This window comes from Microvirga sp. TS319 (assembly GCF_041276405.1).
Lineage (GTDB): Bacteria > Pseudomonadota > Alphaproteobacteria > Rhizobiales > Beijerinckiaceae > Microvirga.
This window is the reverse complement of the sequence record NZ_JBGGGT010000002.1, coordinates 820,556-844,168: the sequence shown is the minus strand read 5'-3', so window position 1 is coordinate 844,168 and position 23,613 is coordinate 820,556. Positions and strand designations below refer to the sequence as shown.

The following is a 23,613-nucleotide window of genomic DNA, read 5'->3' as shown; positions in this document are numbered from 1 at the left end:
ATGCCCCGCTACAAGCTCGTCGTGGAATACGATGGCACGCCCTTTACAGGCTGGCAGCATCAGACGAACGGCCTCTCCGTGCAGCAGGCCGTGGAGGATGCCATCGCGCGCTTTGCCGGCGAGACTGTCCGTATCCATTGCGCCGGGCGCACGGATTCGGGCGTCCACGCAACCCATCAGGTCGTCCATGTGGACCTGGGGAAGGAATGGCGGCCCGACACGGTCCGCGATGCCACCAACGCTCACCTGAAGCCCGCGCCCGTCGCGGTCGTCTCGGCCCAGATCGTGCCCGAGACGTTCAACGCGCGCCTCTCCGCCACGAAGCGGCACTATGTCTACCGCATCCTCAACCGCCGTGCCCCGCCGGCTCTCGACGCCTCTCGGGTCTGGCATGTGGCTTGGCATCTCGATGCGGCCGTCATGCACGAGGCTGCGCAGTCCCTCCTGGGCCGGCACGACTTCACCACCTTCCGCGCGGCGGAGTGCCAAGCGAACAGCCCGGTCCGCACTCTCGACCGGCTGGATGTGGAACGGATCGGTGACGAAATCCGGATCTACGCCTCGGCCCGCTCCTTCCTGCACCATCAGGTGCGTTCGATGACGGGAACCCTGGAGAGAGCCGGTGCCGGGCGATGGTCGGTTACCGACGTGCGCGCCGCCCTCGATGCCCGCGACCGAACCCGCTGCGGCCCCATGGCGCCGTCGGCGGGTCTCTATCTGATCGGCGTGGACTATCCGGATTAGCGCATCGAATGCAAAAGCTGAGACCGGTTTTGCGTGAAAAGATGCTCAAAAACATAGGCTTATAGGCTTAGTGCATCGAATGTGGGTTCGATCTCACGTCCGATACTTTAGCCGAGCAGAGCCCGGGTGAGGCTTGCCACGCAGGAATTGAGGACGATCCCGAACAGCACGATTCCGAAGGCCGCCAAGCTCGATATACCGAGCGTCGCCTTCGTGGCGAACCACTGCATCCGTACGATGATGATCGCGAAGGCGAGGCTGAAGAGGCTGGCGAGCGGCGGAGTGGCCCAACCGAGAAGCAGGAGCATGGCCGGTACGGACAGCAGGAGCAGGCCGACGACCGTGATCCAGTTCGTGACGATGACAAAGGGCACATAGGCTCTCGTCAGTTGGAAGCGGCGGGCGACCCAGATCATGGCGAGAGGCAGCGCGACGAAGCTCGCCACGTGGCCCAAGGCCACGACGAGGTCTATCCACAGGTTGCCGAGCAGCGAGCGGTCCGGCTGCAGCAGGCCGAGGCGCAGACGTTCGAAGGCGAGCGACACGATATAGGCGGGCAGCGTCAGCCAGATCGCCCCAAAGGAGCGCCAGAATCCCTGCTCGCTCATGTCGAAGGATTTCAACCCTTCCGCCCTGCTGTGAAGCAGCTCGAGCGTTCCCCTGAACGAGCGATTGACCTCTTCTGCCGTCACGATCATGAGCAGCCTCACATGGATTAGGATGCTCACGAAAACAGGCTGGAACCGAAAAACGTTCCGGCCCTATTGCGACTTTAGTTGAGTAAGGCCTCGCTTCTGCTAGCGCATCGTGCGGACCCGGCGGGCCACGCTCGCGAAAAGTGGACCCGGTTTTCCGCAATGAGCGATGCACTCCTCTAGGAGGGAGCATCGCATGGAATCCCAAAAGTGGATTCCACTTCCCGCATCCGATGCTCTAGGGAGCGCTCGAAAAATAGGCGTTCAACACTTTGCGATAGATAGCGGTGAGCCGGTCTAGGTCCGACACTCTCACGCGCTCGTCAACCTGGTGCATGGTCTGGCCGACAAGCCCGAACTCCACCACCGGGCAATCCTTCACGATGAAGCGGGCATCGGACGTGCCGCCCGTGGTGGAGAGCTTGGGGCGCAGCCCCGTCTCCGCTTCCACGGCATCGGCGATGAAGCCCACGAACTGGTTGGGAGGCGTGAGGAACGCAACGGCGTTCGTCGGCTCCATGCGCAGGATATAGCGAACGCTGTTGCCCGCAGCCTCGCTCAGACGCCGCGTAATTTCCGCCTCCAGGCTCTCGGGCGTCCAGAGATCGTTGAAGCGGATATTGAAGGTGGCCTTCGCCTCGGCGGGAATCACGTTGGAGGCGGCATTTCCCACATCCACCGTCGTTATCTCGAGGTTCGAGGCGTCGAAATGCTCGGTCCCGTGATCGAGCGGCTCGCGCAGGAGCCCTTCGAGGAGGCGCAGCAGGCCGGGGATGGGATTGTCCGCGAGGTGCGGATAAGCCACGTGCCCCTGCTTGCCTTCGATGATGATCCTGCCCGTGAGCGAACCGCGCCGCCCGATCTTGATCATGTCGCCGAGCTGATCGGGATTCGTCGGCTCACCGAGGATGCAGTGATCGAAGCGCTCGCCGCGCTCTTTCGCCCATTCGAGAAGCTTGACCGTTCCGTTGACGGCGGGCCCCTCCTCGTCGCCGGTGATGAGAAAGCCGATGGAGCCGGTGAAATCGGGATTCGCGCGGATGAACGCGAGCGCGGCCGCCATCATGCAGGCGATGCCGCCCTTCATGTCGACGGCGCCGCGCCCAAAGAGCTCACCGTTTTCGATCTCACCGCTAAACGGGTCATGCCGCCAGCGGCCGAGGTCACCGGGCGGCACCACATCGGTGTGGCCCGCGAAGAGCAGGTAAGGCGCGCCGGTGCCATAGCGTGCGTAAAGGTTCTCCACGTCCGCCGTGCCGGGCTCGGAGAAGACCGGGCGATGCACCTCGAACCCCGCCGCCTTCAGGACGCTCTCGATAAAGGCGAGCGCACCGCCCTCCTCGGGCGTCACGGAGGGGCAGCGGAGGAGCGACTGAGCGAGGGACAGGGGCGTGGAGTTCATCGATCAATCCCGCAGCAGCTCGTTGATGCCCGTCTTGGCGCGGGTCTGGGCATCCACGCGCTTGACGATGACGGCGCAGTAGAGCGACGGACCCGGAGTGCCGTCCGGCAGCGGCTTGCCGGGAAGTGAGCCGGGGACGACCACCGAGTAAGGCGGAACGCGGCCCACGAAGACTTCTCCCGTGTTGCGGTCGACGATCTTGGTGGAGGCGGAGATGAACACGCCCATGGAGAGCACGGACCCCTCGCCGACGATCACGCCCTCCACCACTTCGGAACGGGCGCCGATGAAACAGTTATCCTCGATGATCGTGGGATTGGCCTGAAGCGGCTCGAGAACGCCGCCGATGCCGACGCCGCCGGAGAGATGCACGTTCTTGCCGATCTGCGCGCAGGACCCGACCGTGGCCCAGGTGTCCACCATGGTTCCCTCGTCCACATAGGCGCCGAGATTAACGAAGGAGGGCATCAGCACCACGCCGGGCGCGACATAGGCGCCGCGGCGCACGATGCAGTTCGGCACGGCGCGGAACGCCGCCGCCTTGAACTCGGCCTCGGTCCATCCGTCGAACTTGGACGGAACCTTGTCCCACCACGTCGCTTCGCCAGGACCGCCCTTGATCACGGACATGTCGTTGAGGCGGAAGGAGAGGAGCACCGCCTTCTTCAGCCATTGGTGGACCTGCCACTCGCCACCTTCGACCTTCTCGGCCACGCGGGCCTTGCCGGAATCGAGCCGATGCATCGCCTCCTCCACGGCTTGGCGCACGGCGCCGGTCGTCGCAGGACCGACATTGGCACGGTCCTCCCAGGCGGCATCGATGGTGCGGGCGAGATCGGTCAGGGTCATGGCATCACTCGGAGAAAAGGGATTATTGGCGCCTTGCTTAGCAACGAGATCCGCCTCTGTCACCTGCACAGGAGCCCCACTGCCTAGCAGAGCGCCTCATCGACCCTAGATCCCTCGGACGTTCCCGAAGCCCGAGACGGCGTCTCATGATCCCCGTCCGTGACATGCGCAGCATTCTCTATGCCACGGCGATCCTTTTCGCTGTTGCCGTGCTTGGACTGCGAGGCGCGTTTCTCTGGATCGAGTACGACGCCGCCCTGACCAGGGCAGAGGCCGCGACGCAGGATCTCTCTCTGCTGATGGAGGAATATACGAAACGTACCCTGGAGACGAGCGATCTGCTCCTGGGCGACATCGTCACGTTCGTGCAATCGAGGGGCGGCACCGATACGCTGCATGAGACCGGGGAGGCAGCCGAGTTTCTCTCCGAGCTGACGCGGCGATCCTCCCTCAGCCAAATCTTGCTCATTACCGATCGGAACGGTCAGCTGGTGGCGAGTTCAGTCCCGCAGATCCGCGGCGCCATGTCCTTCGCGGACCGGGCATGGTTCAAGGCGCTCCGGGCAGGAGCGGAGAGCTATGTCGGCAGCGCCGTTTTCGGGCGTCTCAGTCATGAACTTCTTTACACCTATTCACGCCGCATCTCTGACCTGAACGGGAACTTCGATGGCGTTGCCCATATCGGGCTGCGCCCCACCTTCCTGCAGGGCCTCTCGCGGCCGGATATTACCACCGAGCAGGCCACATTGGGACTTTGGGGACGGGACGGACGAGTCATCGCTCGTACGGGGCTGACACAGCAACAAGTCGATTCCGGCATCGACCACACGGCTCTTTTCAACGAAAAGGAAGCGCAGCGGACAGGCACCTATCGTGAGAAGGATCCTAACGACGGCGTGACGCGGATCATCTCCTTCCGGCGCTTGGAGCGCTGGCCCGTCACCGCAACGGCCAGTACTCCATTGACCGTGGCCCTGGCATCCTGGACGAAAGGGCTTTACTGGAGTGCCGCGATCGCCGTGGTTATTCTGGCGGCTTTCGGATGGCTGACCTGGCTCGGCGTCCGCCTCAGCCGCCAGACGGAACAGACCCAGCAGCAGCTGAGGACCGTCAACGACGAACTGGCCCAGGCGCTCGCCGATAAAGTCACCTTGCTGCAGGAGATCCACCATCGGGTGAAGAACAACCTGCAGATCACGTCGAGCCTTCTGCAGATGCAGGCCCGACGCTTCTCGGACGAGGCCGTGAAGGCTGCGTTCCAGGAGACCCAGAATCGCCTGCAATCCGTAGGGTTGATCCACGACCTCCTCTACCGGAAGGAAACCGGCAGCACGATCAACCTGCAGGATTATCTCGACCGCCTCGTCGAGGAGATTTCATCGACCTACGGTGCGAAGGCCCGCGGCATCACGGTATCGCTCGATGCCGAGCCCATTGCGGTCGATCTCGAACGCGCGGCCCCTCTTGCCCTTGTCGTGACGGAGGCCATCACGAACGCTTTCAAGCATGCTTTCGAGCCGGGTCACGGCGGACAGGTTCAAGTCCTCGCCCGACATCTCGATGGCCGGATCGAAATCGTGGTGCGGGATAACGGCAAGGGCATATCCGGCGCCACGGAAAATGCCTCTTCGCTCGGCATGAAGCTGATCCGCGCCTTCGCTTCGCAACTCGGAGGAAGCTTCACGTTGGAGAGCAACGGTGGCGCGGTCTACCGGCTTCTGATTCCAGCTTGAAGCGGCCCTTCGGGCCCACCCTCAACAATCGCGATTTTTACGGAGGGAGCATCGGAAAGCACCCAAAATGCAAATCCACTTCCCGCGTTCGATGCGTCAAGTTTATGCTCTAGAGCATCGTGCGAAGAAGTGGGAACCGGTTCTTCGCGAAAAGCGATGCTTCGCCAAAGAGAAAGAGCAAGCATTCTGATCCCGTCAGAATGCAAGTTGCTCTAGAACGACGTGCGCTGGCGGATGGCGGCGGAGAGCGTTCCCTCATCGAGGTAATCAAGCTCACCGCCGACGGGCACCCCATGAGCGAGCTTTGTCACTTTCACGGGTAGATGTCCGAGAAGCTCGGTGATGTAATGTGCGGTCGTCTGCCCGTCGACAGTTGCGTTGAGGGCGAGGATCACCTCGGTTACGCCGGTCTCCGATGCGCGCGCGACGAGGCGGTCGAGGTTGAGATGCTCCGGACGCACGCCGTCGAGCGGCGAGAGCACGCCGCCCAGCACATGGTATTTCGCGTTGATCGCGCCTGCACGCTCGAGCGCCCAGAGATCCGACACGTCCTCCACCACCACCAGAATCGACGGATCGCGCTTGGGATCGCGGCAGATGGTGCAGGGATCGGACGTATCCACGTTGCCGCAGGACGAGCACACGACGATGCGTTCATTGGCGATGCGCATCGCTTCGCTCAGCGGATTGAGCAGCGTGTCCCGCTTCTTGATGAGATGGAGCGCGGCCCGGCGCGCCGAGCGCGGGCCGAGGCCCGGCAGGCGCGCGAGCAACTGGATCAGGCGCTCGATCTCGGGACCGGCAACGTGCTGGGCCATTCAAGAGCCTCAGAACAGCTTCAGACCGGGCGGCAGGGGAAGGCCCTTCGTCAGGCTCTCCATGCGCTCCTGCGCGGCGCGGTCAGCCTTGCCGCGCGCGTCGTTCATGGCGGCCACGATGAGATCCTCGAGGATCTCCTTCTCATCAGGGTTCATGAGCGAGGGATCGATGCTGATGGCCTTGAGATTGCCTTTACCCGTGATCTTCACGGCGACAACGCCGCCGCCGGCGGTGCCTTCGACCTCGAGATTGTCGAGCTCGGCCTGGGCGTCCTGCAGCTTCTGCTGCATAGCCTGAGCCTGTTTCATCAATCCCATGATGTCCTTCATGACCGCGCTCCTTGATTAGAAAAGATCGTCGTCGGCTTCCGCCTCATGCGCTGCCAGCGCATCGGCCTCGCCCAAGATTTCCGTCTCCGCGTCCTCGCCCGCCTTCTCGGCGCGCTCGATCACGTTGACGATCTGCGCGCCGGGGAATTTGGACAGGACCGCCTGCACGAGCGGATGGCTGGCGGCGCCTTCCTTGCGCTCGCGCTCCGCCGCCACCGCCTGTTCGCGCAATGTCGGCGCACCCTCTTCCGACGAGAGGGAGACCATCCAGCGCTCGCCCGTCCATTGCTGAAGTGCGCGCGCCAGATCATTGGCGATGGTGCGGCTGCCGTTTTCCGCGAGGCTGAGTTCGATATGGCCCTCCTGGAAGCGCACGAGACGAACGTCACGCTCCAGGGCTGCCTTCAGCACGATTTCACGCTTCTCCCCGGCGAGCGCCACCACATCCTCGAAACGGCGCAGACGCATGGCAGGTTCGGCGGGCGCGGGCTGCGGGCGAGGCTGCGGCCGGGCCTGCGACGTAGCGAGCGCCATGTTGCCGGAGGTCGCGGGACCGCCGGACGGGCGTGACGGCGCGGGCCCGCTGGGAACGAGCGGAGGAGCGCCGTCCTTCAGCGCGCGCAGCGCCTCGTCGGGCGTCGGCAGATCGGCCGCATAGGCCAGACGCACGAGCACCATCTCGGCCGCCGAGATCGGACGGCTGGAGGATTGGACTTCGGGAATGCCCTTCAAAAGCATCTGCCAGGCGCGGGAGAGCGTGCGCACCGAGAGCTTCTGCGCGTAATCCAGACCGCGCGTCTTCTCGATCTCCGACAAAGCCGGATCCTTCGCGGCTTCGGGAATGAGCTTCAAGCGCGTGACCACATGGGAGAAAGCGGCGAGGTCGGACAGAATTACGGCCGGATCAGCGCCCGCATCGTATTGGGAGCGAAGTCCGGCGAAAGCGGCGGGAACGTCGCCGCGCATCACGGCCTCGAAGAGATCGATCACCTGGGTGCGGTCCGCGAGCCCCAGCATGTCGCGCACCGTGTCCGGCGTCACCACGCCCGCGCCGTGAGCGATGGCCTGGTCGAGCAGCGACAGCGAGTCGCGCACCGAGCCCTCGGCCGCGCGAGCGACGGCGGCAAGAGCCTCCTGCTCGGCCTGCACGCCTTCGGAGGTGCAGATCCGGGAGAGATGGCCGACGAGCTTGTCCGCCTCCACCCGGCGCAGGTCGAAACGCTGGCAGCGGGACAGGATCGTGACCGGGACCTTGCGGATCTCGGTGGTGGCGAAAATGAACTTCGCGTGCGGCGGCGGCTCCTCCAGCGTCTTCAGGAAGGCGTTGAACGCCTTCTCCGAGAGCATGTGAACCTCGTCGATGATGTAGACCTTGTAGCGCGCGGAAACCGGCGAATAGCGGATGCCGTCGATGATCTGGCGGACGTCGTCGATGCCGGTATGGGAGGCGGCGTCCATTTCCAGCACGTCCACGTGCCGCGATTCCATGATGGCTTCGCAATGCACGCCGAGCTCGGGCATGTGAATGGTAGGGCCGCCGGAGCCGTCGGGCTTCTGGTAATTGAGGCCGCGGGCCAGGATGCGCGCCGTCGTCGTCTTGCCCACGCCGCGGACGCCGGTGAGCATCCAGGCCTGGGGAATGCGCCCGGTCTCGAAGGCGTTCGAGAGGGTGCGGACCATCGCCTCCTGACCGATCAGGTCGTCGAAGGTGCGGGGACGGTATTTGCGGGCGAGAACGCGATAGGGCGAGGACGGCGCGGCCGGTTGTGGCGCGGCGGGGAAACCCGGCAAAGCCGGCTCGTCGTTCATGGGCGTGCCGGCTGTGGTGTTGTCCATCGGCTGCAAGGCTTTGGGAAACTTTAAGGTGGGAGGCTGGACGAAGACCCGTTCGGTCTCGTTAGGGCTGCTTCCTTCCGGACCTGACCCGGTTGGCGAGTGAGACGTCCCTCGCCAACCTCCCAATCGCTATATGGGCGTTTCGGATCAGGAACGCAAGTTGGAAACTTCTTCCTGTGGGTTCCTTGCCCGACCAGACCGGCGATCCCGCTGCGCCAAGGCCCGAGATCCACATACGCTGACGATGCCGGATCAGTCGAGAGGCGGCCGTGCCCTTTCCGGGAGCGTCAGCGTTTATGGATTTCCGCCCGCCGGGGATGACGCAAGAAGCGGGGATGACGGCTGACAGAGAGCCGCGACCTCGGCTAGATAGGGCTTATGATGTTCCAGCTCGATTCCCGGCTCGAAGCCGATACGCTCCCCATCGGGGATCTCACTCTCTCTTCGGTCCTGCTCCTCAACGATGCCCGCTTTCCCTGGTTCGTGCTCGTGCCGCGCCTCCCGAACGTGAGCGAGTTCACCGATCTCTCGGACGCGGACTACGCCCGGCTGGCGCAGGAGATTCGCATTGCGACCAAGGTCATGCTGGCCCTCTCCAAGCCGGACAAGGTGAATGTGGGCGCGCTGGGTAACATCGTGACGCAGCTTCATGTCCATGTGATCGGGCGCTTCCGCTCGGACCCCGCCTGGCCCGGCCCCGTCTGGGGCCACGGCACGCGCACGCCCTACCCGGACCATGCGGCAACCGCGCTCATCGAGCGCGCCGCCGTTCTTTTCGCCGAAGCCTGAACCTAAAAGCCCGACCCATGACGCGTCCCATCGGCTACATCACCAATCCTCTCGTCCGCCACAGCGCGGAGCGGGACCCGGAAGCTCTTGCCCACGCGGCCCAAAACCCGGAGAGCGCCCTGATCCTCCTGGCAGGCGACCTGCCGATCCTGAAGGCCGGAGAGCCCGGCACGGGTCTCCTCCCCTTCTCCGCCCTGGACCACCTGCCGTCGCACAAGGAGCAGGTCTTCCTCGGCACCCTGCAGGAGCGGCCCGTGATCGCGACCCTGGCTGCGCCTGAAGCGGCGGAGCTGTTTCAGAGCGATCCCGCCTATACCGTGACGGATCTGCGCTCGATTGCGGTCCGCGGCCTCGTGCCGGCGGAAGAACTCGGCATTCTGGCCATGGCGAAGTCGATCCTCGACTGGCACCACCGCCATCGCTTCTGCGCCAATTGCGGCGCCCCCACCCAGGCCGCTCAGGCCGGGTTCCGGCGCGATTGCGCGGCTTGCGGCGCGCAGCATTTCCCCCGCACCGACCCTGTCGTGATCATGCTGATCACCCGCGGCGACAGGTGCCTCATGGGCCGTCAGCCGCGCTTTGCGGAGAAGATGTATTCCTGTCTCGCGGGCTTCCTGGAGCCGGGCGAGACCGTCGAGGACGCGGTGCGCCGCGAAACCTTCGAGGAAGCCGGCATCCGGGTTGGCAAGGTTCGCTATCTGACCTCGCAGCCCTGGCCCTTCCCGTCGAATATCATGATCGGATGCGTCGGCGAAGCGATCAGCGAAGAGATCGCCTTCGACCGGGACGAACTGGAGGATGCCCGCTGGTTCACGAAGGACGACGTGCGCCGCATGCTGGAGGGCTCGCACGAGCACTTCGCGGCGCCCTCGCCCATCGCCATTGCGAACCACCTGCTGAGGGAGTGGGTGAAGGATTAAGGGCCCGGCTGCGGGATCGGGTCGAATCGATAGGCGATCTCGGTGACGGAGCAGTCGCCGAAGGAAAGCTCCTGTTCCCGCCCCGCCTTGCCGCCGAAAGTCTCGTAGAAGCCTCGCGCGGCGTGGTTGTCCTTCAGCACCCATAACCCGGCGGAGCGGAAGTCCCGGTTGGCGAGATGGGCGAAAACCTGTCCCAGAAGGGCTCGCCCGATTCCCTGACGCTTCACTTCGTCGATCAGGTAGATGGCATAGATCTCGGCATCCGCCTCGAAAATCGCGGCATGGTCGGGCCGAACGGGACCGCCTTGCGCGAAGCCGACGATGCCACCGCTCGAACCCTCCGCCACGAGGAGAAGCGATCGATCGTCAGCCTGCTCCATGACATGCCGCCAGCCGCTGATCCGCGCCTCGACGGTCAAACCCGCGAGTGCGGGAGCAGGCAGGATGTCCTTGTAGGATTCCCGCCAGCCCTGCACATGAACGCGAGCGATGCCTTCGATGTCGGCCACGCTCCCGTCGCGAATGATGGTCTTCACTCCGCGGCTTCCTGGATATGCTCGCGGAAGGGCGCGGCCTGATAGACGCCGAGGATGCGCAGCTCGCGGGAGAAGAACTCGAGTTCTTCGAGAGCGCGCTTGAGGTTCCGGTCTTCCGGGTGGCCGTCCACCTCGGCATAGAACTGCGTGGCCTTGAAGTAGCCCTCGACCATGTAGCTCTCGAGCTTCGTCATGTTGATGCCGTTCGTGGCGAAGCCGCCCAGGGCCTTGTAGAGCGCTGCGGGCAGGTTGCGCACACGGAAGACAAAAGAGGTGACGGTCGGCCCCTTATCGGCCGGAGCCCATTGCGGCGTCTTCGACAGGATCACGAAGCGCGTGGTGTTGTGCGATTCGTCCTCCACATCCTCGGCGAGGATCTTCAGGCCGTAGATGTCGGCAGCCATACGGGGGGCGAGCGAGGCGCGGGTGGGGTCCTTCCACTCCGCGACCTGCCGCGCGGACCCGGCGGTATCGCCCGCGACGTTCGCCTTCAGGCCGAGCTTGCGGATGATCTTGCGGCATTGCCCCAGGGCGTGGACGTGGCTGTACACGCTCTTGATCGTGCCGAGATCGGCCTCGGGCAGCGCCATCAGCTGGAAATGGATGGGCAGGAAGTGCTCGCCGACGATATGGAGGCCGGAGGTCGGCAGAAGGTGATGGATGTCCGCCACGCGGCCCGCGATCGAGTTCTCGATGGGGATCATGGCAAGCCCCGCCTCACCTTCGTTCACGGCCGCGAAGGCGTCCTCGAAGGTCGGGCACGGCAGCACCTCCCAACCGGGATACATTTCCGAACAGGCGATGTGGGAATTGGCACCCGGCTCGCCCTGGAACGAAATAACCTGCTTCATGCTGTCCTCCGGGCCGCGATGATCTCGCGGGCTCTGTCCAGGTCTTGAGGGGTGTCGACGCCGAGCGGCACGCCCTCGACCACCACGGCGTCGATGCGCATGCCGGCCTCCAGCGCCCGCAGCTGCTCCAGCTTCTCGCGCATCTCCAGCGGAGACGGCGGCATGGCGACGAAGCGCTGCAGGGCTTTGCGGCGATAAGCGTAAAGACCGATGTGATGATAGAGCGGACCCTCCCCGAAAGGGGCCGTGGCGCGGGTAAAGTAGAGCGCCCGGAAGCGTCCGGGCGAAATCTGGGCTCCCACCATTTTCACCACGTTCGGATTGGTCCTCTCCTCCTCACGATCGATCACCGCCACCAGGGTGGCCAGATCGACATCGGTGTCGGAAAGAGGCGCAACCGAGGCCGCAATGGCGGCCGGATCGACGGTCGGCAGATCCCCCTGGACGTTCACCACCACGTCGTGCCGCCCTTCGGGATCGAGCTTTTCCACAGCCTCGAAGATTCGGTCGGAACCTGAGGCGTGGTCGGATCGGGTCATGACGGCCCGGCCGCCGGCGCGCGTCACGGCCTCGGCGATCTCCGAGGCGTCGGTCGCGATCGCGACCGGTCCGATTCCGGCCTCCACGGCCCGCCGCCAGACATGGACGATCATGGGCTCGCCGGCGATCTCCGCCAGGGGCTTGTTCGGCAGGCGGGTCGCCGCGAGGCGGGCGGGAATGAGAATGAGAGGGTCGGACATGGCGCAGTCTACTGAGTAAAAGCTGCGCGTCCTTACCAAGGCGTCTCCCGTTTGTCATGGGCTGTGCGGCACTTGACGGCAGGAACCCGAGCCCCCCGGCCGGTGTTTTGAACCGCGCTGCGACCAATGGAGCGGCAAAACCTGCAACAACCCCATTGTCAAAACCCCTTCATAACGGCTAAGCAACGCCGCGTAACCGTGGGCGCCCGCCCGCGAAGCCGTTCTGTTTGCGCTGGGTTCGCCGTGACCAGGCGAGGAGAGCCTAACTTATGAATATCGAGACCAATAAGATCCTGGGTGCCCTTTTCGGTACGCTTCTCTTCGTGGTCGGCGTCAAAGTCGTTGCCGAAGGTCTGTTCTCGCCTCATGCACCGGCCGTTCCGGGCTATGACCTTCCGGCAGCCGAGGAGGCTTCCACTGGGGGCGCAGGCGCGCCGGCTGCACCGGCCGAGCCGCTCCCCGTCCTTCTGGCCAACGCCGATCCGGCCAAGGGCCAGGCGGCAGCCAAAAAGTGCGCCGCCTGCCACGATCTGACCAAGGGCGGCCCGAACAAGGTCGGCCCGAACCTCTACGGCGTCGTCGGCCGTCCGGTCGCCTCGCACGAAGGCTTCAACTACTCCAACGGCATGAAGGCCCATGGCGGCAACTGGACCTACGAGGCCCTGAACGACTTCGTTCACAACCCGAAGAAGGCAACGCCGGGCACCATCATGGCCTTCGCCGGCATCGCGAACGACAAGGAGCGCGCCGACCTGCTCGCTTACCTGCGGACCCTGTCGGATAGCCCCGTTCCGTTCCCGGCCCAGTAAGGTCCAGAGAACAAACCTGAATTTTAGAGAAGCCGGGCCTTGTGCCCGGCTTTTGTTTTACCCCTCCTCCCTTGCGCTCGCCCCGGTCCGCCCAAAAATGTAACCTGCCGCCAGACGCCTCGCCCTTCAGGAGACGCTTCGTGATCCGTACCCTTCTGCTCAGCCTCCTGGCCGCCTGCCTTGGCCTCAACCCCCTCGCAGCCCAGGAAGCCCAGTGGCGGCATGGTGCGGCCCTCCTCGGGGAGCCCAAGTACCAGCCCGGCTTCCCGCATTTCGATTATGTGAACCCGGACGCCCCCAAGGGCGGACTGGTCCGGCTCGGGGCGCAGGGCACCTTCGACAGCTTCAACATCGTGGTCGCAGGCGTGAAGGGATCGCCCGAACAGGGCCTCGGCCTGGTCTACGAGACGCTCACCACGTCGTCCCTCGACGAGCCGAGCGCCTCCTACGGCCTGCTCGCCGAAACGTTCTCCTATCCGGAGGATTATTCCTCCGTCACGTTCCGGCTGCGCCCGGAGGCCAAGTGGCATGACGGGCAGCCCGTCACGGCCGACGACGTGATCTTCTCCTTCGAGGCCTTCAAGGCGAACAGCCCAACCTATGCCTTCTACTACGCCAACGTGACGAAGGCCGAGAAGTCAGGCGAGCGCGACGTGACGTTCACCTTCAACGAAAAAGGCAACCGGGAGCTGCCCCAGATCATGGGCCAGCTGATGGTGCTGCCCAAGCACTGGTGGGAGGGCAACGGCCCGGACGGGCGCAGGCGCGACATCACGCAGACGACGCTGGAGGCGCCGCTGGGCTCGGGCCCCTATCGCCTCAAGAGCTTCGACGCGGGCCGCAACGCCGCCTATGAGCGCGTGAAGGATTACTGGGGCCAGGCGGTCAACGTGAATGTCGGTCAGAACAATTTCGACGAGATCCGCTACGAATATTATCGCGACGCGACGGTGCTGCTCGAGGCCTTCAAGGCGGATCGAATCGATTTCCGCACAGAGAACAGCGCCCGCAACTGGGCGACGGGCTACGATTTCCCGGCGCGGCGGGAGGGCCGCGTCGTTCTCGAGGAATTCCCCTTACGCGCCACCGGCATCATGCAGGCCTTCGTGCTGAACCTGCGCCGCGACAAGTTCAAGGACGAGCGCGTGCGGCGCGCCTTCAACCTCGCGTTTCCGTTCGAGGAGCTCAACAAGGCCGTCTTCTACGGGCTCTATGAACGCGTGAACAGCTACTTCTACGGCCTCGAACTCGCCTCCTCCGGCCTGCCCGAAGGCAAGGAGCTGGAGATCCTCGAATCGCTGCGCGACAAGGTTCCGCCCGAGGTGTTCACGACGCCCTACAAGAATCCGATCAACGACACACCGGAAAACATCCGCGGCAACCTGCGCGAAGCGGACCGCCTGCTGCGCGAAGCCGGCTGGGACGTGAAGAACGGCCGGCGGATGAATGCGAGCGGCGAACCGCTGAGCGTCGAGCTTCTCAGCAGCAGCCCCAACGACGAGCGCGTCTTCCTGCCCTACAAGTCGGTGCTCGAACGGCTCGGCATCGTCGTTTCGGTCCGGACGGTCGACGACGTGCAATACACCAACCGCACTCGCTCCTTCGACTTCGACATCACCACGGCGGTCTGGCCGCAATCGCTGTCGCCGGGCAACGAACAGCGGGAGTTCTGGGGGTCCCAGGCGGCCCGGCGCGAAGGCTCGCGCAACCTCGCGGGCATTTCGGATCCGGCGGTCGACGTGCTGATCGACAAGATCATCTACGCCAAGGATCGCGATGAGCTCGTGGCCGCCACGAAGGCCCTCGACCGGGTCCTGCTCGCGCATCATTACGTGGTTCCGCAATGGACGTCGCTGAAGCAGCGCACGGCCCGCTGGGATCGCTACAGCCACCCGGAGACCATGCCGCGCTATGGCGGCGCGGCCTTTCCGACCGTCTGGTGGTATGACGAGGCCAAGGCCGCGAAGGTGGGAGCGCCGCGATGAGGACGTTCGATCGGCGTACCCTCCTCAAGACCGGCGCCGCCGGCGCGGTGTTGAGCCTCCTCCCGAGAAGCAGCCTCGCTCAATCGCCGGAAGAGACCGAAACCTACGGGCTCTCCGCCTTCGGCGATCTGAAATATCCGCCGGACTTCCAGCATTTCGCCTATGTGAATCCCGCGGCTCCGAAAGGCGGCACGCTGGCGCTCCAGATCAAGCAGACCTCAGGCAACCAGAATTTCGACACCTTCAATACGCTCAACATCTTTGTGCTGCGGGGTGACGGCGCCGCCGGCATGGGCGCCACCTTCGACACGCTGATGGCAGGCTCGGGCGACGAGCCGGATGCTCTCTACGGGCTGGTCGCGAGGACCGTGCGCGTCTCTGCCGACAAGCTCACCTACCGCTTCATCCTGCGCCCCGAGGCGCGTTTTCACGACGGCTCGCGGCTCACCGCGAAGGACGTGGCGTTTTCTCTCAACATCCTGAAGGAGAAGGGCCACCCCGTCTATCGCGCCCTGCTGACTCAGATGGCCTCCGCCGAAGCGGAGGCCGACGACGTCCTGCGCGTCCGGTTCACGCCCAAGCGCAGCCGTGACCTGCATCTCGTCGTCGCCGCGCTTCCGATCTTTTCCGAACCCTACTGGCAGGGCAAGGACTTCGAGGCCTCGACGCTGGAGACGCCGCTCGGCTCCGGACCCTACAAGGTCGGCAAGTTCGAAGTGGGACGCTTCATCGAGTTCGAGCGCGTCCCCGATTACTGGGCCAAGGACCTGCCCGTGAATGTGGGCCAGAACAATTTCGACCGCATCCGCTGGGAATATTTCCGCGACCGGACGGTGGCCTTCGAGGCCTTCAAGAACGGCACGCTGAACTATCACGAGGAATTCACCTCGCGCATCTGGTCGACCGGCTACGACTTTCCGGCCATCCGCGACGGCAAGGTGAAGAAGGAAGAGATCGGAAACGACGCGCCCTCCTCCGTCCAGGGCTGGTATTTCAACACCCGCCGCGAGGCATTCAAGGATCCGCGCATCCGCGAGGCGATCGGGCTCGTCTTCGACTTCGAGTGGACGAACGCCAACATCATGTTCGGCCTGTACAAGCGCACCACGTCGTATTTCGAGAACAGCGACATGAAGGCCGCCGGTCCGCCGCCTCCTGAGGAGCTTGCCCTTCTGGAGCCGTTCCGCAGCCGGCTTCCGGCCTCCGTATTCGGCGAACCGCCCGTGCCGCCGGTCTCCGACGGATCGGGCCAGGACAGGAAACTGCTGCGCCGCGCCGACGAGTTGCTGCGCGAGGCCGGGTGCAAGCGCGAGGGCGGCGCGCTGAAGCTGCCCAACGGGCAGCCGTTCCGAATCGAGTTCCTCGATTTCCAGGCCGCGCTCCAGCCGCACACGCAACCCTTCCAGGCCAATCTCAAGCGGCTCGGAATCGATGCATTCTCCCGCGTCGTCGATGCCGCCCAGTATCAGCGCCGCATGGAGGAGTTCGATTTCGACATGGCGAGCCGGAATCTCTCCGGCGGATCGACGCCTGGCGACGGCCTGCGGGTGGTCTACGGCTCGGAGGCGGCGAAGACGCCCGGTTCGCAGAACATCGCCGGCATCAGCGACCCGGCCGTGGACGCCCTGATCGAAACGATCGCCAACGCCAAGTCCCGGCAGGACCTCAACACTGCCTGCCGCGCCCTGGACCGGGTTCTCCGTTCGGGCCATTATTGGGTGCCCATGTGGTATCGAGCCAGCGACTGGATCGCCTATTGGGACCAGTTTTCCCGCCCCGAACAGAAGCCTCGCTTCGCCTCGGGCGCTCCGGGAACCTGGTGGTACGATGCCGAAAAGGCCAAGCGGATCGGACGAGGGTAGGGTTTGGACACGATCATGACGGCCCCGGCCGTGGCGGGCACGCCCCGCCTGCTCCTGCGTCTCGAGGGCACGGCGCTGCTCATCCTTGCCACAGGGGCTTTCTCCCGCATGGGGTTGTCCTGGTGGCTCTATGCCGTCCTGTTCTTCAGCCCGGATCTGAGCTTCGCGGGCTACCTGGCGGGTCCCAAGGTCGGGGCCATCCTCTATAACGCGGCCCATACCCTCCTCGGGCCCGCCGTCCTGCTCGGCATTGGGCTGGCGCTGAATTCCCCTATCTTTCTCGGATTAGCCGCCATTTGGGCGGCGCATATCGGGTTTGACCGCATGCTCGGATACGGATTGAAATACGCCACCGCTTTCAGTGACACCCATCTCGGCCGTATCGGCCGCAACCGTGCAGGCGCTTGATGCTGGCCTATATCGCACGCCGCATCCTTCTCATGATCCCGACCATTCTCGGGATCATGCTCATCTCCTTCGTGCTCGTGCAATTCGCGCCCGGTGGCCCCGTCGAGCGCATCATCGCGCAGTTGCAGGGACAGGACACGGGCGCGACCTCACGCATTTCGGGTGGCGGTGGAGATTTCTCGGGCGGGAGCCGGAGCCCCGGCGGCGGTGAATCGTCCTCCTCCCGCTATCGCGGCGCACAGGGTCTCGACCCCCAGTTCATCAAGCAGCTCGAAGCGCAGTTCGGTTTCGACAAGCCGGCCCACGAGCGCTTTTTCAAGATGCTGTGGGACTATGCGCGGTTCGACTTCGGCAAGAGCTATTTCCGCGACATTTCCGTGCTGGAGCTGATCAAGGAGAAGTTGCCGGTTTCGATCAGCCTCGGTCTCTGGATGACGCTTCTCTCCTATGCCATCTCGATTCCGCTCGGCATCAGGAAAGCGGTGCGGGACGGCTCGTCCTTCGACATCTGGACGTCGGCGGTCGTCATCGTCGGCTATGCGATTCCGGGCTTCCTGTTCGCGATCCTGCTCATCGTCCTGTTCGCGGGCGGATCGTTCTGGCAGATCTTCCCCCTGCGTGGCCTGACCTCGGAGAACTTCGCCTTCCTGCCGTGGTATATGCAAATCGCCGATTACTTCTGGCATTTGGTGCTGCCGATCACCGCCATGGCGCTGGGCGCCTTCGCCACCTCGACCCTGCTGACGAAGAACTCCTTCCTCGACGAGATCCGCAAGCAATACGTGCTCACCGCGCGCATGAAGGGCTTATCCGAGCGGCAGGTGCTCTACGGCCACGTGTTCCGCAACGCTATGCTGATCGTGATCGCCGGCTTTCCGGGGGCCTTCATCGGCGCCTTCTTCGCGGGCTCGCTGCTCATTGAGACGATCTTCTCCCTCGACGGTTTGGGCCTGCTCTCCTTCGAATCCATCGTGAACCGCGACTACCCGGTGGTGTTCGCCAACCTCTACATCTTCTCCCTCATGGGCCTGGTGGTGAACCTGCTGTCCGATCTCACCTATACCTGGATCGATCCGCGGATCGATTTCGAGACCAGGGAGGCGTGAGATGAACGAGAACGTCCCCGTCGTCTCCCCGGCCGCCTCGCCGGTCGCGCCGCCGCTGCCGAAGGAAGGCTTCATCAAGCTCTCGCCGCTCAACCGCCGCCGCCTGTCGAACTTCAAGGCGAACCGTCGCGGCTATTGGTCCTTCTGGATCTTCACCGTTCTGTTCGTGCTCAGCCTGTTCGCGGAACTCATCGCCAACGACAAGCCGATCCTCGCCTCCTATAAGGGCGAACTGCTCTATCCGGCCTTCGTCGACTACCCGGAAGAAAAATTCGGCGGCTTCCTGGCGCAGACCGATTATCGCGATCCGGTCATCGCGAAGGAGATCCAGGACAACGGATGGATGCTCTGGGCCCCCATCCACTTCTCGTACAACACCCACAATCTCGACCTTCCCGTTCCCGCTCCGGCTCCGCCGACCTGGATGCTCACCGACGAACAATGCCGCCCCATTGCGGAGCGCACGGGCGGCACGGGCTGCAAGGACATCGAGTGGAACTGGCTCGGCACGGACGACCAGGGCCGCGACGTGGTGGCGCGCCTCATCTATGGCTTTCGCATCTCCGTGCTGTTCGGCCTGATCCTCGCGGGCATCTCGTCCGTCATCGGCATCTTCGCCGGCGCCGTGCAGGGCTATTACGGTGGATGGATCGATCTGGTCGCCCAGCGTTTCATCGAGATCTGGACCGCCATTCCCTCGCTTTATCTGCTTATCATCATTTCGGCGATCATCACGCCGAGCTTCTTCGTGCTGCTCGGCATCCTGCTGCTCTTCTCCTGGGTGTCCCTGGTGGGCGTCGTGCGCGCGGAATTCCTGCGGGCGCGAAACTTCGAATATGTGCGTGCCGCGCGCGCGCTTGGGCTCTCGAACGCCACCATCATGTTCAAGCACCTCCTGCCCAACGCCATGGTCGCGACGCTCACCTTCCTGCCGTTCATCATCAACGGCTCGATCTCGACGCTGACCTCGCTCGATTTCCTCGGCTTCGGCCTGCCGCCGGGCTCGCCGTCGCTCGGCGAGCTCCTGGCCCAGGGCAAGGCCAATCTCCAGGCTCCATGGCTCGGCCTCGCGGGCTTCTTCGTGATCGCCCTCATGCTCAGCCTTCTCATCTTCATCGGCGAAGCGGTGCGTGACGCCTTCGACCCGAGAAAGACCTTCCGATGACAGAGCCCCTCCTCTCCGTCCGAGATCTCTCCGTCGCGTTCCGCCAGGGCGGGCGCGACATGCTGGCGGTGGACCGCGTCTCCTTCGACATCCTGCCCGGCGAGACCGTGGCGCTGGTAGGCGAGTCGGGATCGGGCAAGTCGGTCTCGGCGCTCTCGGTGCTCAAGCTCCTGCCCTACCCCTCCGCCCATCATCCATCGGGCCGCATCCTGTTCAAGGGCAAGGACCTGATCGCCTTGAACGAGGACGAGATGCGCCGCGTGCGCGGCGACGATATCACCATGGTGTTCCAGGAGCCGATGACCTCGCTCAATCCGCTCCACACCATCGACCGGCAGATCGGCGAAATCCTCAAGCTCCATCGCGGCCTCTCCGACAAGGAGGCCCTTGCCCGAACGCTGGAGCTGCTCGAGCTTGTCGGCATCCGCGATGCGGAGAGCCGCCTCAAAGCCTACCCGCATCAGCTCTCCGGCGGACAGCGGCAACGCGTGATGATCGCCATGGCGCTGGCGAACGAGCCCGATCTCTTCATTGCGGACGAACCGACGACGGCGCTCGACGTGACGGTGCAGGCGCAGATCCTGAAGCTCCTGGCCGAGCTGAAGAACAAGCTCGGCATGTCGATGCTGTTCATCACGCACGATCTCGGCATCGTGCGCAAGATCGCCGACCGCGTCTGCGTGATGCTCAACGGCAAGATCGTGGAGCACGGCACGACAGCGGAGGTCTTCGACAACCCGCAGCACGCCTATACGCAGCGCCTTCTCGCAGCCGAGCCGAAAGGCCGCGCCAATCCTCTGCCCGCCGGCGCCCCCACCGTGGTCGAGGCGGGCCCCATCAAGGTGTGGTTCCCGATCAGGCGCGGCTTCTTCCGGAAGACCGTCGGTCATGTGAAGGCCGTCGACGGCGTATCCGTCCGCGTGCGACGGGGCGAAACGGTCGGCGTCGTGGGCGAGTCGGGTTCGGGAAAGACGACGCTCGGCCTGGCGATCCTGCGTCTCGTCCAATCGCAGGGGCCCATCGTCTTCCTCGGGAACCGGATCGACGGCCTGCGTTCCCGGGAGATCCGTCCCATGCGCAAGGATCTTCAGGTCGTGTTCCAGGATCCGTACGGTTCTCTTTCGCCGCGCATGTCCGTGGCCGAGATCGTGGAGGAAGGGCTTCTGGTGCAGGACAAGAACCTGAACTATCGCCAGCGCCGCGACGTGGTGGCAAAGGCACTGCACGATGTGGGGCTCGATCCCGCAACGATGGACCGCTACCCGCATGAATTCTCCGGCGGCCAGCGCCAGCGCATCGCAATTGCCCGGGCGATGGCGCTGGAGCCGCAATTCATCATGCTCGACGAGCCGACCTCTGCTCTCGACATGTCCGTTCAGGCGCAGATTGTGGAGCTGCTGCGCGATCTTCAGAAGCGCCGCGATTTGGCCTATATGTTCATCAGCCACGATCTGAAGGTGGTGCGGGCTCTCGCGAACCACGTGATCGTGATGCAGAACGGCAAGGTGGTCGAGGAGGGATCCGCCGAGAGCATCTTCGCCGCGCCTCGGACCGAGTACACGCGGGCCCTGTTCGCAGCAGCCTTCAACCTCGAGACTGTCGGAGCCGACGCCGTCCGGCAATGACGCGTGAAGACCATGCAGGCGCATCATCATCCGTCAGGTCATTCCCATCACGGGCATAGCAACTCCCACTCCCGTGACGTGACTCACGGCCGTGCCTTTCTGATCGGCATTACGCTCAATCTCGCCTTCGTGGCCATCGAGGCAGGCTACGGTTTTTTTGCGGGCTCCATGGCGCTTCTGTCGGATGCGGGCCACAACCTGAGCGACGTGCTGGGACTCGGCATCGCCTGGGGGGCGGCGACCCTGGCCAGGCGTGAGCCCAACGAGCACTATACGTACGGCCTGCGTGCAAGCTCCATTCTGGCCGCCCTCCTCAACGCGCTTCTCCTGATGGTCGCCGTCGGCGGAATCGTGTGGGAATCCGTCCAGCGCCTGATCGAGCCAGCTCCCGTGATGGCCGGCACCATGATGGTCGTGGCGGGCATCGGCATTCTCGTGAACGGCTTTACGGCCTTTCTCTTCATGAGCGGACACGATGACCTCAACATTCGCGGAGCGTTCCTGCACATGGTCGCTGACGCTGTCGTATCCCTGGGCGTCGTGCTCGGCGGTCTCGCCATTCTCTGGACGGACGCAACCTGGATCGACCCGGTTCTAAGCCTTGTCATCTCGGCCGTGATCGTCTGGGGAACCTGGGACCTGCTGCGCCAGTCGCTCAGGCTCTCGCTTCATGGCGTGCCGAGCGGAATATCCGTGGCGCGCGTGCGGGAATTCCTGGCGGAACGTCCGGGCGTCTCGCGCGTCCACCATCTCCACATCTGGGCCATCAGCACGACGCAAACGGCGCTTACCGCCCATCTCGTCATGCCGGACGGCCATCCGGGCGATCGGTTCCTCGCCGAGACGCAGCACGAGCTGAGAGAACGGTTCGGGATCGGGCATGCGACCCTGCAGATCGAGATCCATTCCCCCGGCGCCCACGATCACGGACGCGACTGTCCCCTCGACAATCACGAGGGGCATGATCTTGGGGGACACCTCCATGGAACCGAGGCATCGCGTCGCTCGCCGTAATGCCGTATCATCTTTGATTCGAACCGCTCGAAGGACCAGGATTCATGGCGCGCGCTCTCCTCATCGTTCTCGACTCCGTTGGCATCGGCGGAGCGGAGGATGCGAAGACCTATGGCGATATCGGCGCCGACACCGTCGGTCACATCGCCGAGGCCTGCGCGCAGGGCCGCGGCGACCAGCCGGGCCTGCGCCAAGGCCCGCTCGATCTTCCTCACATGAGCGCCCTCGGCTTAGGGTTGGCCTGCGAGGCCTCCACGGGCCGCATGCCGCCGAACCTTGCGCCGCGCGGCGCTCTCACGGGAGCCTGGGGGTACGGCGTCGAGACCTCCAGGGGCAAGGATACGCCCTCGGGCCACTGGGAGATCGCGGGCGTTCCCGTCGCCTTCGATTGGGGCTACTTCCCGAATACGGTTCCGGCTTTTCCGGAGAAGCTGACGACGGCGCTGATCGAGCGCGGCCGCCTTCCCGGCATTCTCGGCAACAAGCACGCATCCGGCACCGCGATCATCGAAGAATTCGCCGTCGAGCATCTGCGCACCGGAAAGCCGATCTGCTACACCTCCGTGGACAGCGTGCTGCAGATCGCGGCGCACGAGGAGTTCTTCGGCCTGCAGCGTCTCTACGATCTCTGCGGGATCTGCCGCGAGCTCTGCGACGAATACAGGATCGGGCGCGTGATCGCGAGGCCCTTCCAGGGCACTCCCGAAATCGGCTTCACACGCACGGGAAACCGCAAGGATTTCGCGACGCCCCCGCCCTCCGATACCATTCTCGATGCGCTGGCGAAGGCGGGACGCCCGATGGTGAGCGTCGGTAAGATCGGTGACATCTTCGCGCATCGCGGCACCGGCCAGGAGGTCAAGCCGAACGGCAACGACGCCTGTCTGTCGGCGGCGATCGAGGCCATGAGAATCCTCCCTGAGGGCGGCTTCGTCTTCGCCAATCTCGTGGATTTCGACAGCGAGTTCGGCCATCGCCGCGACATCCCGGGCTATGCGGCGGCGCTCGAGGCCTTCGACAGGCGAGTGCCGGAGATCGAAGCCGCGCTGAGGCACGGCGATCTCGTCATCATCACGGCCGACCACGGGAACGATCCGTCCTGGCCCGGCACGGACCATACCCGCGAGCATGTGCCGATCCTCTGCTTCGGACCCGGAGTGGAGCCGGGCCGTATCGGGCGGCGGGACAGCTTCGCCGATATCGGAGCGAGCATTCTGACTCACCTGGGCCTTGGGCCCGCGAGAAAGGGACAATCCTGGATTTGACCACCGTCGTCCCGGGGCGTCGCACCCTTCTCTTAAGCCGTTGACGGCAACGCAACTTTGGCTCAGTCTTCCAAGGATCGTAAGGAGACTTTCCTGACGATCGTTGGGGGAGTCTTCCCGTTCACGCGTGG

At 64.4% G+C, this 23,613-nt stretch carries 22 protein-coding genes and 1 other RNA gene; 13 read left to right on the top strand and 10 right to left on the bottom strand.

From position 1 onward, the window contains the following. Window positions 1-744: a tRNA pseudouridine(38-40) synthase TruA gene (gene truA, locus AB8841_RS13295; RefSeq protein ID WP_370436311.1), complete on the top strand. Its 744-nt coding sequence runs from the start codon at window positions 1-3 to the stop codon at window positions 742-744. 107 nt (window positions 745-851) lie between these two features. Here the strand turns inward: truA and AB8841_RS13290 are convergent, their stop codons facing one another. The 3 genes from AB8841_RS13290 to dapD all read right to left on the bottom strand — a co-directional run bounded on the left by AB8841_RS13290 (window position 852) and on the right by dapD (window position 3,690). After that, entirely contained in the window at window positions 852-1,442 is a 591-nt protein-coding gene (locus AB8841_RS13290) for a hypothetical protein (RefSeq protein ID WP_370436310.1), read from the bottom strand. A 235-nt stretch (window positions 1,443-1,677) separates the two neighbouring features. Next, the gene (dapE, locus tag AB8841_RS13285) at window positions 1,678-2,841 is read right to left on the bottom strand and encodes a succinyl-diaminopimelate desuccinylase (RefSeq protein WP_370436309.1); all 1,164 of its coding nucleotides are present in this window, start codon (window positions 2,839-2,841) and stop codon (window positions 1,678-1,680) included. Between the two features lie 3 nt (window positions 2,842-2,844). Beyond that, window positions 2,845-3,690: a 2,3,4,5-tetrahydropyridine-2,6-dicarboxylate N-succinyltransferase gene (gene dapD, locus AB8841_RS13280; RefSeq protein ID WP_370436308.1), complete on the bottom strand. Its 846-nt coding sequence runs from the start codon at window positions 3,688-3,690 to the stop codon at window positions 2,845-2,847. 146 nt (window positions 3,691-3,836) lie between these two features. Between dapD and AB8841_RS13275 the strand changes: the two genes are divergently transcribed. Next, a complete protein-coding gene (locus tag AB8841_RS13275; RefSeq protein ID WP_370436307.1) occupies window positions 3,837-5,423 on the top strand; it encodes a sensor histidine kinase in 1,587 nt (528 codons plus the stop codon). A gap of 212 nt (window positions 5,424-5,635) precedes the next feature. Here the strand turns inward: AB8841_RS13275 and recR are convergent, their stop codons facing one another. The 4 genes from recR to ffs all read right to left on the bottom strand — a co-directional run bounded on the left by recR (window position 5,636) and on the right by ffs (window position 8,532). Next, window positions 5,636-6,241, bottom strand: a complete 606-nt coding sequence (gene recR, locus AB8841_RS13270) for a recombination mediator RecR (protein WP_370436306.1) — start codon at window positions 6,239-6,241, stop codon at window positions 5,636-5,638. A 9-nt stretch (window positions 6,242-6,250) separates the two neighbouring features. Continuing rightward, window positions 6,251-6,571, bottom strand: a complete 321-nt coding sequence (locus tag AB8841_RS13265) for a YbaB/EbfC family nucleoid-associated protein (protein ID WP_370436305.1) — start codon at window positions 6,569-6,571, stop codon at window positions 6,251-6,253. Between the two features lie 15 nt (window positions 6,572-6,586). After that, window positions 6,587-8,407 (bottom strand): DNA polymerase III subunit gamma/tau, encoded by a 1,821-nt coding sequence (locus tag AB8841_RS13260; RefSeq protein WP_370436304.1) that lies wholly within the window; start codon window positions 8,405-8,407, stop codon window positions 6,587-6,589. Between the two features lie 26 nt (window positions 8,408-8,433). Continuing rightward, an RNA gene (gene ffs, locus AB8841_RS13255) (signal recognition particle sRNA small type) lies at window positions 8,434-8,532 on the bottom strand. Window positions 8,533-8,785: 253 nt separating this feature from the next. Between ffs and AB8841_RS13250 the strand changes: the two genes are divergently transcribed. Both AB8841_RS13250 and nudC read left to right on the top strand, forming a co-directional pair. Then, entirely contained in the window at window positions 8,786-9,196 is a 411-nt protein-coding gene (locus AB8841_RS13250) for an HIT domain-containing protein (RefSeq protein ID WP_370436303.1), read from the top strand. 17 nt (window positions 9,197-9,213) lie between these two features. Further along, the gene (gene nudC / locus AB8841_RS13245; protein WP_370436302.1) at window positions 9,214-10,116 is read left to right on the top strand and encodes an NAD(+) diphosphatase; all 903 of its coding nucleotides are present in this window, start codon (window positions 9,214-9,216) and stop codon (window positions 10,114-10,116) included. Here the strand turns inward: nudC and AB8841_RS13240 are convergent. The 3 genes from AB8841_RS13240 to AB8841_RS13230 are packed head-to-tail and all read right to left on the bottom strand — an operon-like array spanning window position 10,113 to window position 12,243. After that, entirely contained in the window at window positions 10,113-10,652 is a 540-nt protein-coding gene (locus tag AB8841_RS13240) for an N-acetyltransferase family protein (RefSeq protein ID WP_370436301.1), read from the bottom strand. The two genes, nudC and AB8841_RS13240, sit on opposite strands and share 4 nt — an antisense overlap. Then, window positions 10,649-11,503 carry a prephenate dehydratase gene (locus tag AB8841_RS13235; RefSeq protein WP_370436300.1) on the bottom strand — a complete coding sequence of 285 codons (855 nt, stop codon included), beginning with the start codon at window positions 11,501-11,503 and terminating at the stop codon, window positions 10,649-10,651. The genes AB8841_RS13240 and AB8841_RS13235 overlap by 4 nt, the downstream gene beginning before the upstream one ends. After that, window positions 11,500-12,243, bottom strand: coding sequence for a 3-deoxy-manno-octulosonate cytidylyltransferase (locus AB8841_RS13230; RefSeq protein ID WP_370436299.1), 744 nt, complete (start codon window positions 12,241-12,243; stop codon window positions 11,500-11,502). The genes AB8841_RS13235 and AB8841_RS13230 overlap by 4 nt, the downstream gene beginning before the upstream one ends. Window positions 12,244-12,512: 269 nt before the next feature. Here AB8841_RS13230 and AB8841_RS13225 point away from each other — a divergent pair, with 269 nt between their 5' ends. The 9 genes from AB8841_RS13225 to AB8841_RS13185 all read left to right on the top strand — a co-directional run bounded on the left by AB8841_RS13225 (window position 12,513) and on the right by AB8841_RS13185 (window position 23,482). Next, a complete protein-coding gene (locus AB8841_RS13225; protein ID WP_370436298.1) occupies window positions 12,513-13,052 on the top strand; it encodes a cytochrome c family protein in 540 nt (179 codons plus the stop codon). A gap of 140 nt (window positions 13,053-13,192) precedes the next feature. Then, complete coding sequence (locus AB8841_RS13220) at window positions 13,193-15,037, top strand: extracellular solute-binding protein (RefSeq protein WP_370436297.1); 1,845 nt, start codon at window positions 13,193-13,195, stop codon at window positions 15,035-15,037. After that, the gene (locus tag AB8841_RS13215) at window positions 15,034-16,899 is read left to right on the top strand and encodes an extracellular solute-binding protein (protein ID WP_370436296.1); all 1,866 of its coding nucleotides are present in this window, start codon (window positions 15,034-15,036) and stop codon (window positions 16,897-16,899) included. Before AB8841_RS13220 ends, AB8841_RS13215 begins: the two co-directional genes overlap by 4 nt. 15 nt (window positions 16,900-16,914) lie before the next feature. Next, complete coding sequence (locus tag AB8841_RS13210; RefSeq protein WP_370436295.1) at window positions 16,915-17,307, top strand: DUF4260 domain-containing protein; 393 nt, start codon at window positions 16,915-16,917, stop codon at window positions 17,305-17,307. Then, window positions 17,307-18,413 (top strand): microcin C ABC transporter permease YejB, encoded by a 1,107-nt coding sequence (locus AB8841_RS13205; protein WP_370436294.1) that lies wholly within the window; start codon window positions 17,307-17,309, stop codon window positions 18,411-18,413. The genes AB8841_RS13210 and AB8841_RS13205 overlap by 1 nt, the downstream gene beginning before the upstream one ends. Window position 18,414: 1 nt before the next feature. Further along, the gene (locus tag AB8841_RS13200; protein ID WP_370436293.1) at window positions 18,415-19,578 is read left to right on the top strand and encodes an ABC transporter permease; all 1,164 of its coding nucleotides are present in this window, start codon (window positions 18,415-18,417) and stop codon (window positions 19,576-19,578) included. Beyond that, window positions 19,575-21,203 (top strand): ABC transporter ATP-binding protein, encoded by a 1,629-nt coding sequence (locus tag AB8841_RS13195; RefSeq protein WP_370436292.1) that lies wholly within the window; start codon window positions 19,575-19,577, stop codon window positions 21,201-21,203. The genes AB8841_RS13200 and AB8841_RS13195 overlap by 4 nt, the downstream gene beginning before the upstream one ends. 12 nt (window positions 21,204-21,215) lie before the next feature. Beyond that, window positions 21,216-22,217: a cation diffusion facilitator family transporter gene (locus AB8841_RS13190; protein WP_370439265.1), complete on the top strand. Its 1,002-nt coding sequence runs from the start codon at window positions 21,216-21,218 to the stop codon at window positions 22,215-22,217. Between the two features lie 44 nt (window positions 22,218-22,261). Further along, on the top strand, window positions 22,262-23,482 hold the full coding sequence (locus tag AB8841_RS13185) for a phosphopentomutase (RefSeq protein WP_370436291.1): 1,221 nt from the start codon (window positions 22,262-22,264) through the stop codon (window positions 23,480-23,482). Window positions 23,483-23,613: the final 131 nt, after the last annotated feature.

Excerpts from the sequence above, each read along its gene's own strand:
- AB8841_RS13225 (WP_370436298.1), top strand. The coding sequence starts at position 12,513 with ATGAATATCGAGACCAATAAGATCCTGGGTGCCCTTTTCGGTACGCTT.
- AB8841_RS13210 (WP_370436295.1), top strand. The coding sequence starts at position 16,915 with ATGACGGCCCCGGCCGTGGCGGGCACGCCCCGCCTGCTCCTGCGTCTC.
- AB8841_RS13250 (WP_370436303.1), top strand. The coding sequence starts at position 8,786 with ATGATGTTCCAGCTCGATTCCCGGCTCGAAGCCGATACGCTCCCCATC.
- AB8841_RS13205 (WP_370436294.1), top strand. The coding sequence starts at position 17,307 with ATGCTGGCCTATATCGCACGCCGCATCCTTCTCATGATCCCGACCATT.
- AB8841_RS13290 (WP_370436310.1), bottom strand. The coding sequence starts at position 1,442 with ATGATCGTGACGGCAGAAGAGGTCAATCGCTCGTTCAGGGGAACGCTC.
- nudC (WP_370436302.1), top strand. The coding sequence starts at position 9,214 with ATGACGCGTCCCATCGGCTACATCACCAATCCTCTCGTCCGCCACAGC.
- AB8841_RS13275 (WP_370436307.1), top strand. The coding sequence starts at position 3,837 with ATGATCCCCGTCCGTGACATGCGCAGCATTCTCTATGCCACGGCGATC.
- AB8841_RS13265 (WP_370436305.1), bottom strand. The coding sequence starts at position 6,571 with ATGAAGGACATCATGGGATTGATGAAACAGGCTCAGGCTATGCAGCAG.
- AB8841_RS13235 (WP_370436300.1), bottom strand. The coding sequence starts at position 11,503 with ATGAAGCAGGTTATTTCGTTCCAGGGCGAGCCGGGTGCCAATTCCCAC.
- AB8841_RS13200 (WP_370436293.1), top strand. The coding sequence starts at position 18,415 with ATGAACGAGAACGTCCCCGTCGTCTCCCCGGCCGCCTCGCCGGTCGCG.
- recR (WP_370436306.1), bottom strand. The coding sequence starts at position 6,241 with ATGGCCCAGCACGTTGCCGGTCCCGAGATCGAGCGCCTGATCCAGTTG.
- dapD (WP_370436308.1), bottom strand. The coding sequence starts at position 3,690 with ATGACCCTGACCGATCTCGCCCGCACCATCGATGCCGCCTGGGAGGAC.
- AB8841_RS13195 (WP_370436292.1), top strand. The coding sequence starts at position 19,575 with ATGACAGAGCCCCTCCTCTCCGTCCGAGATCTCTCCGTCGCGTTCCGC.
- AB8841_RS13190 (WP_370439265.1), top strand. The coding sequence starts at position 21,216 with ATGCAGGCGCATCATCATCCGTCAGGTCATTCCCATCACGGGCATAGC.
- AB8841_RS13185 (WP_370436291.1), top strand. The coding sequence starts at position 22,262 with ATGGCGCGCGCTCTCCTCATCGTTCTCGACTCCGTTGGCATCGGCGGA.
- truA (WP_370436311.1), top strand. The coding sequence starts at position 1 with ATGCCCCGCTACAAGCTCGTCGTGGAATACGATGGCACGCCCTTTACA.
- AB8841_RS13260 (WP_370436304.1), bottom strand. The coding sequence starts at position 8,407 with ATGGACAACACCACAGCCGGCACGCCCATGAACGACGAGCCGGCTTTG.
- AB8841_RS13230 (WP_370436299.1), bottom strand. The coding sequence starts at position 12,243 with ATGTCCGACCCTCTCATTCTCATTCCCGCCCGCCTCGCGGCGACCCGC.
- AB8841_RS13215 (WP_370436296.1), top strand. The coding sequence starts at position 15,034 with ATGAGGACGTTCGATCGGCGTACCCTCCTCAAGACCGGCGCCGCCGGC.
- dapE (WP_370436309.1), bottom strand. The coding sequence starts at position 2,841 with ATGAACTCCACGCCCCTGTCCCTCGCTCAGTCGCTCCTCCGCTGCCCC.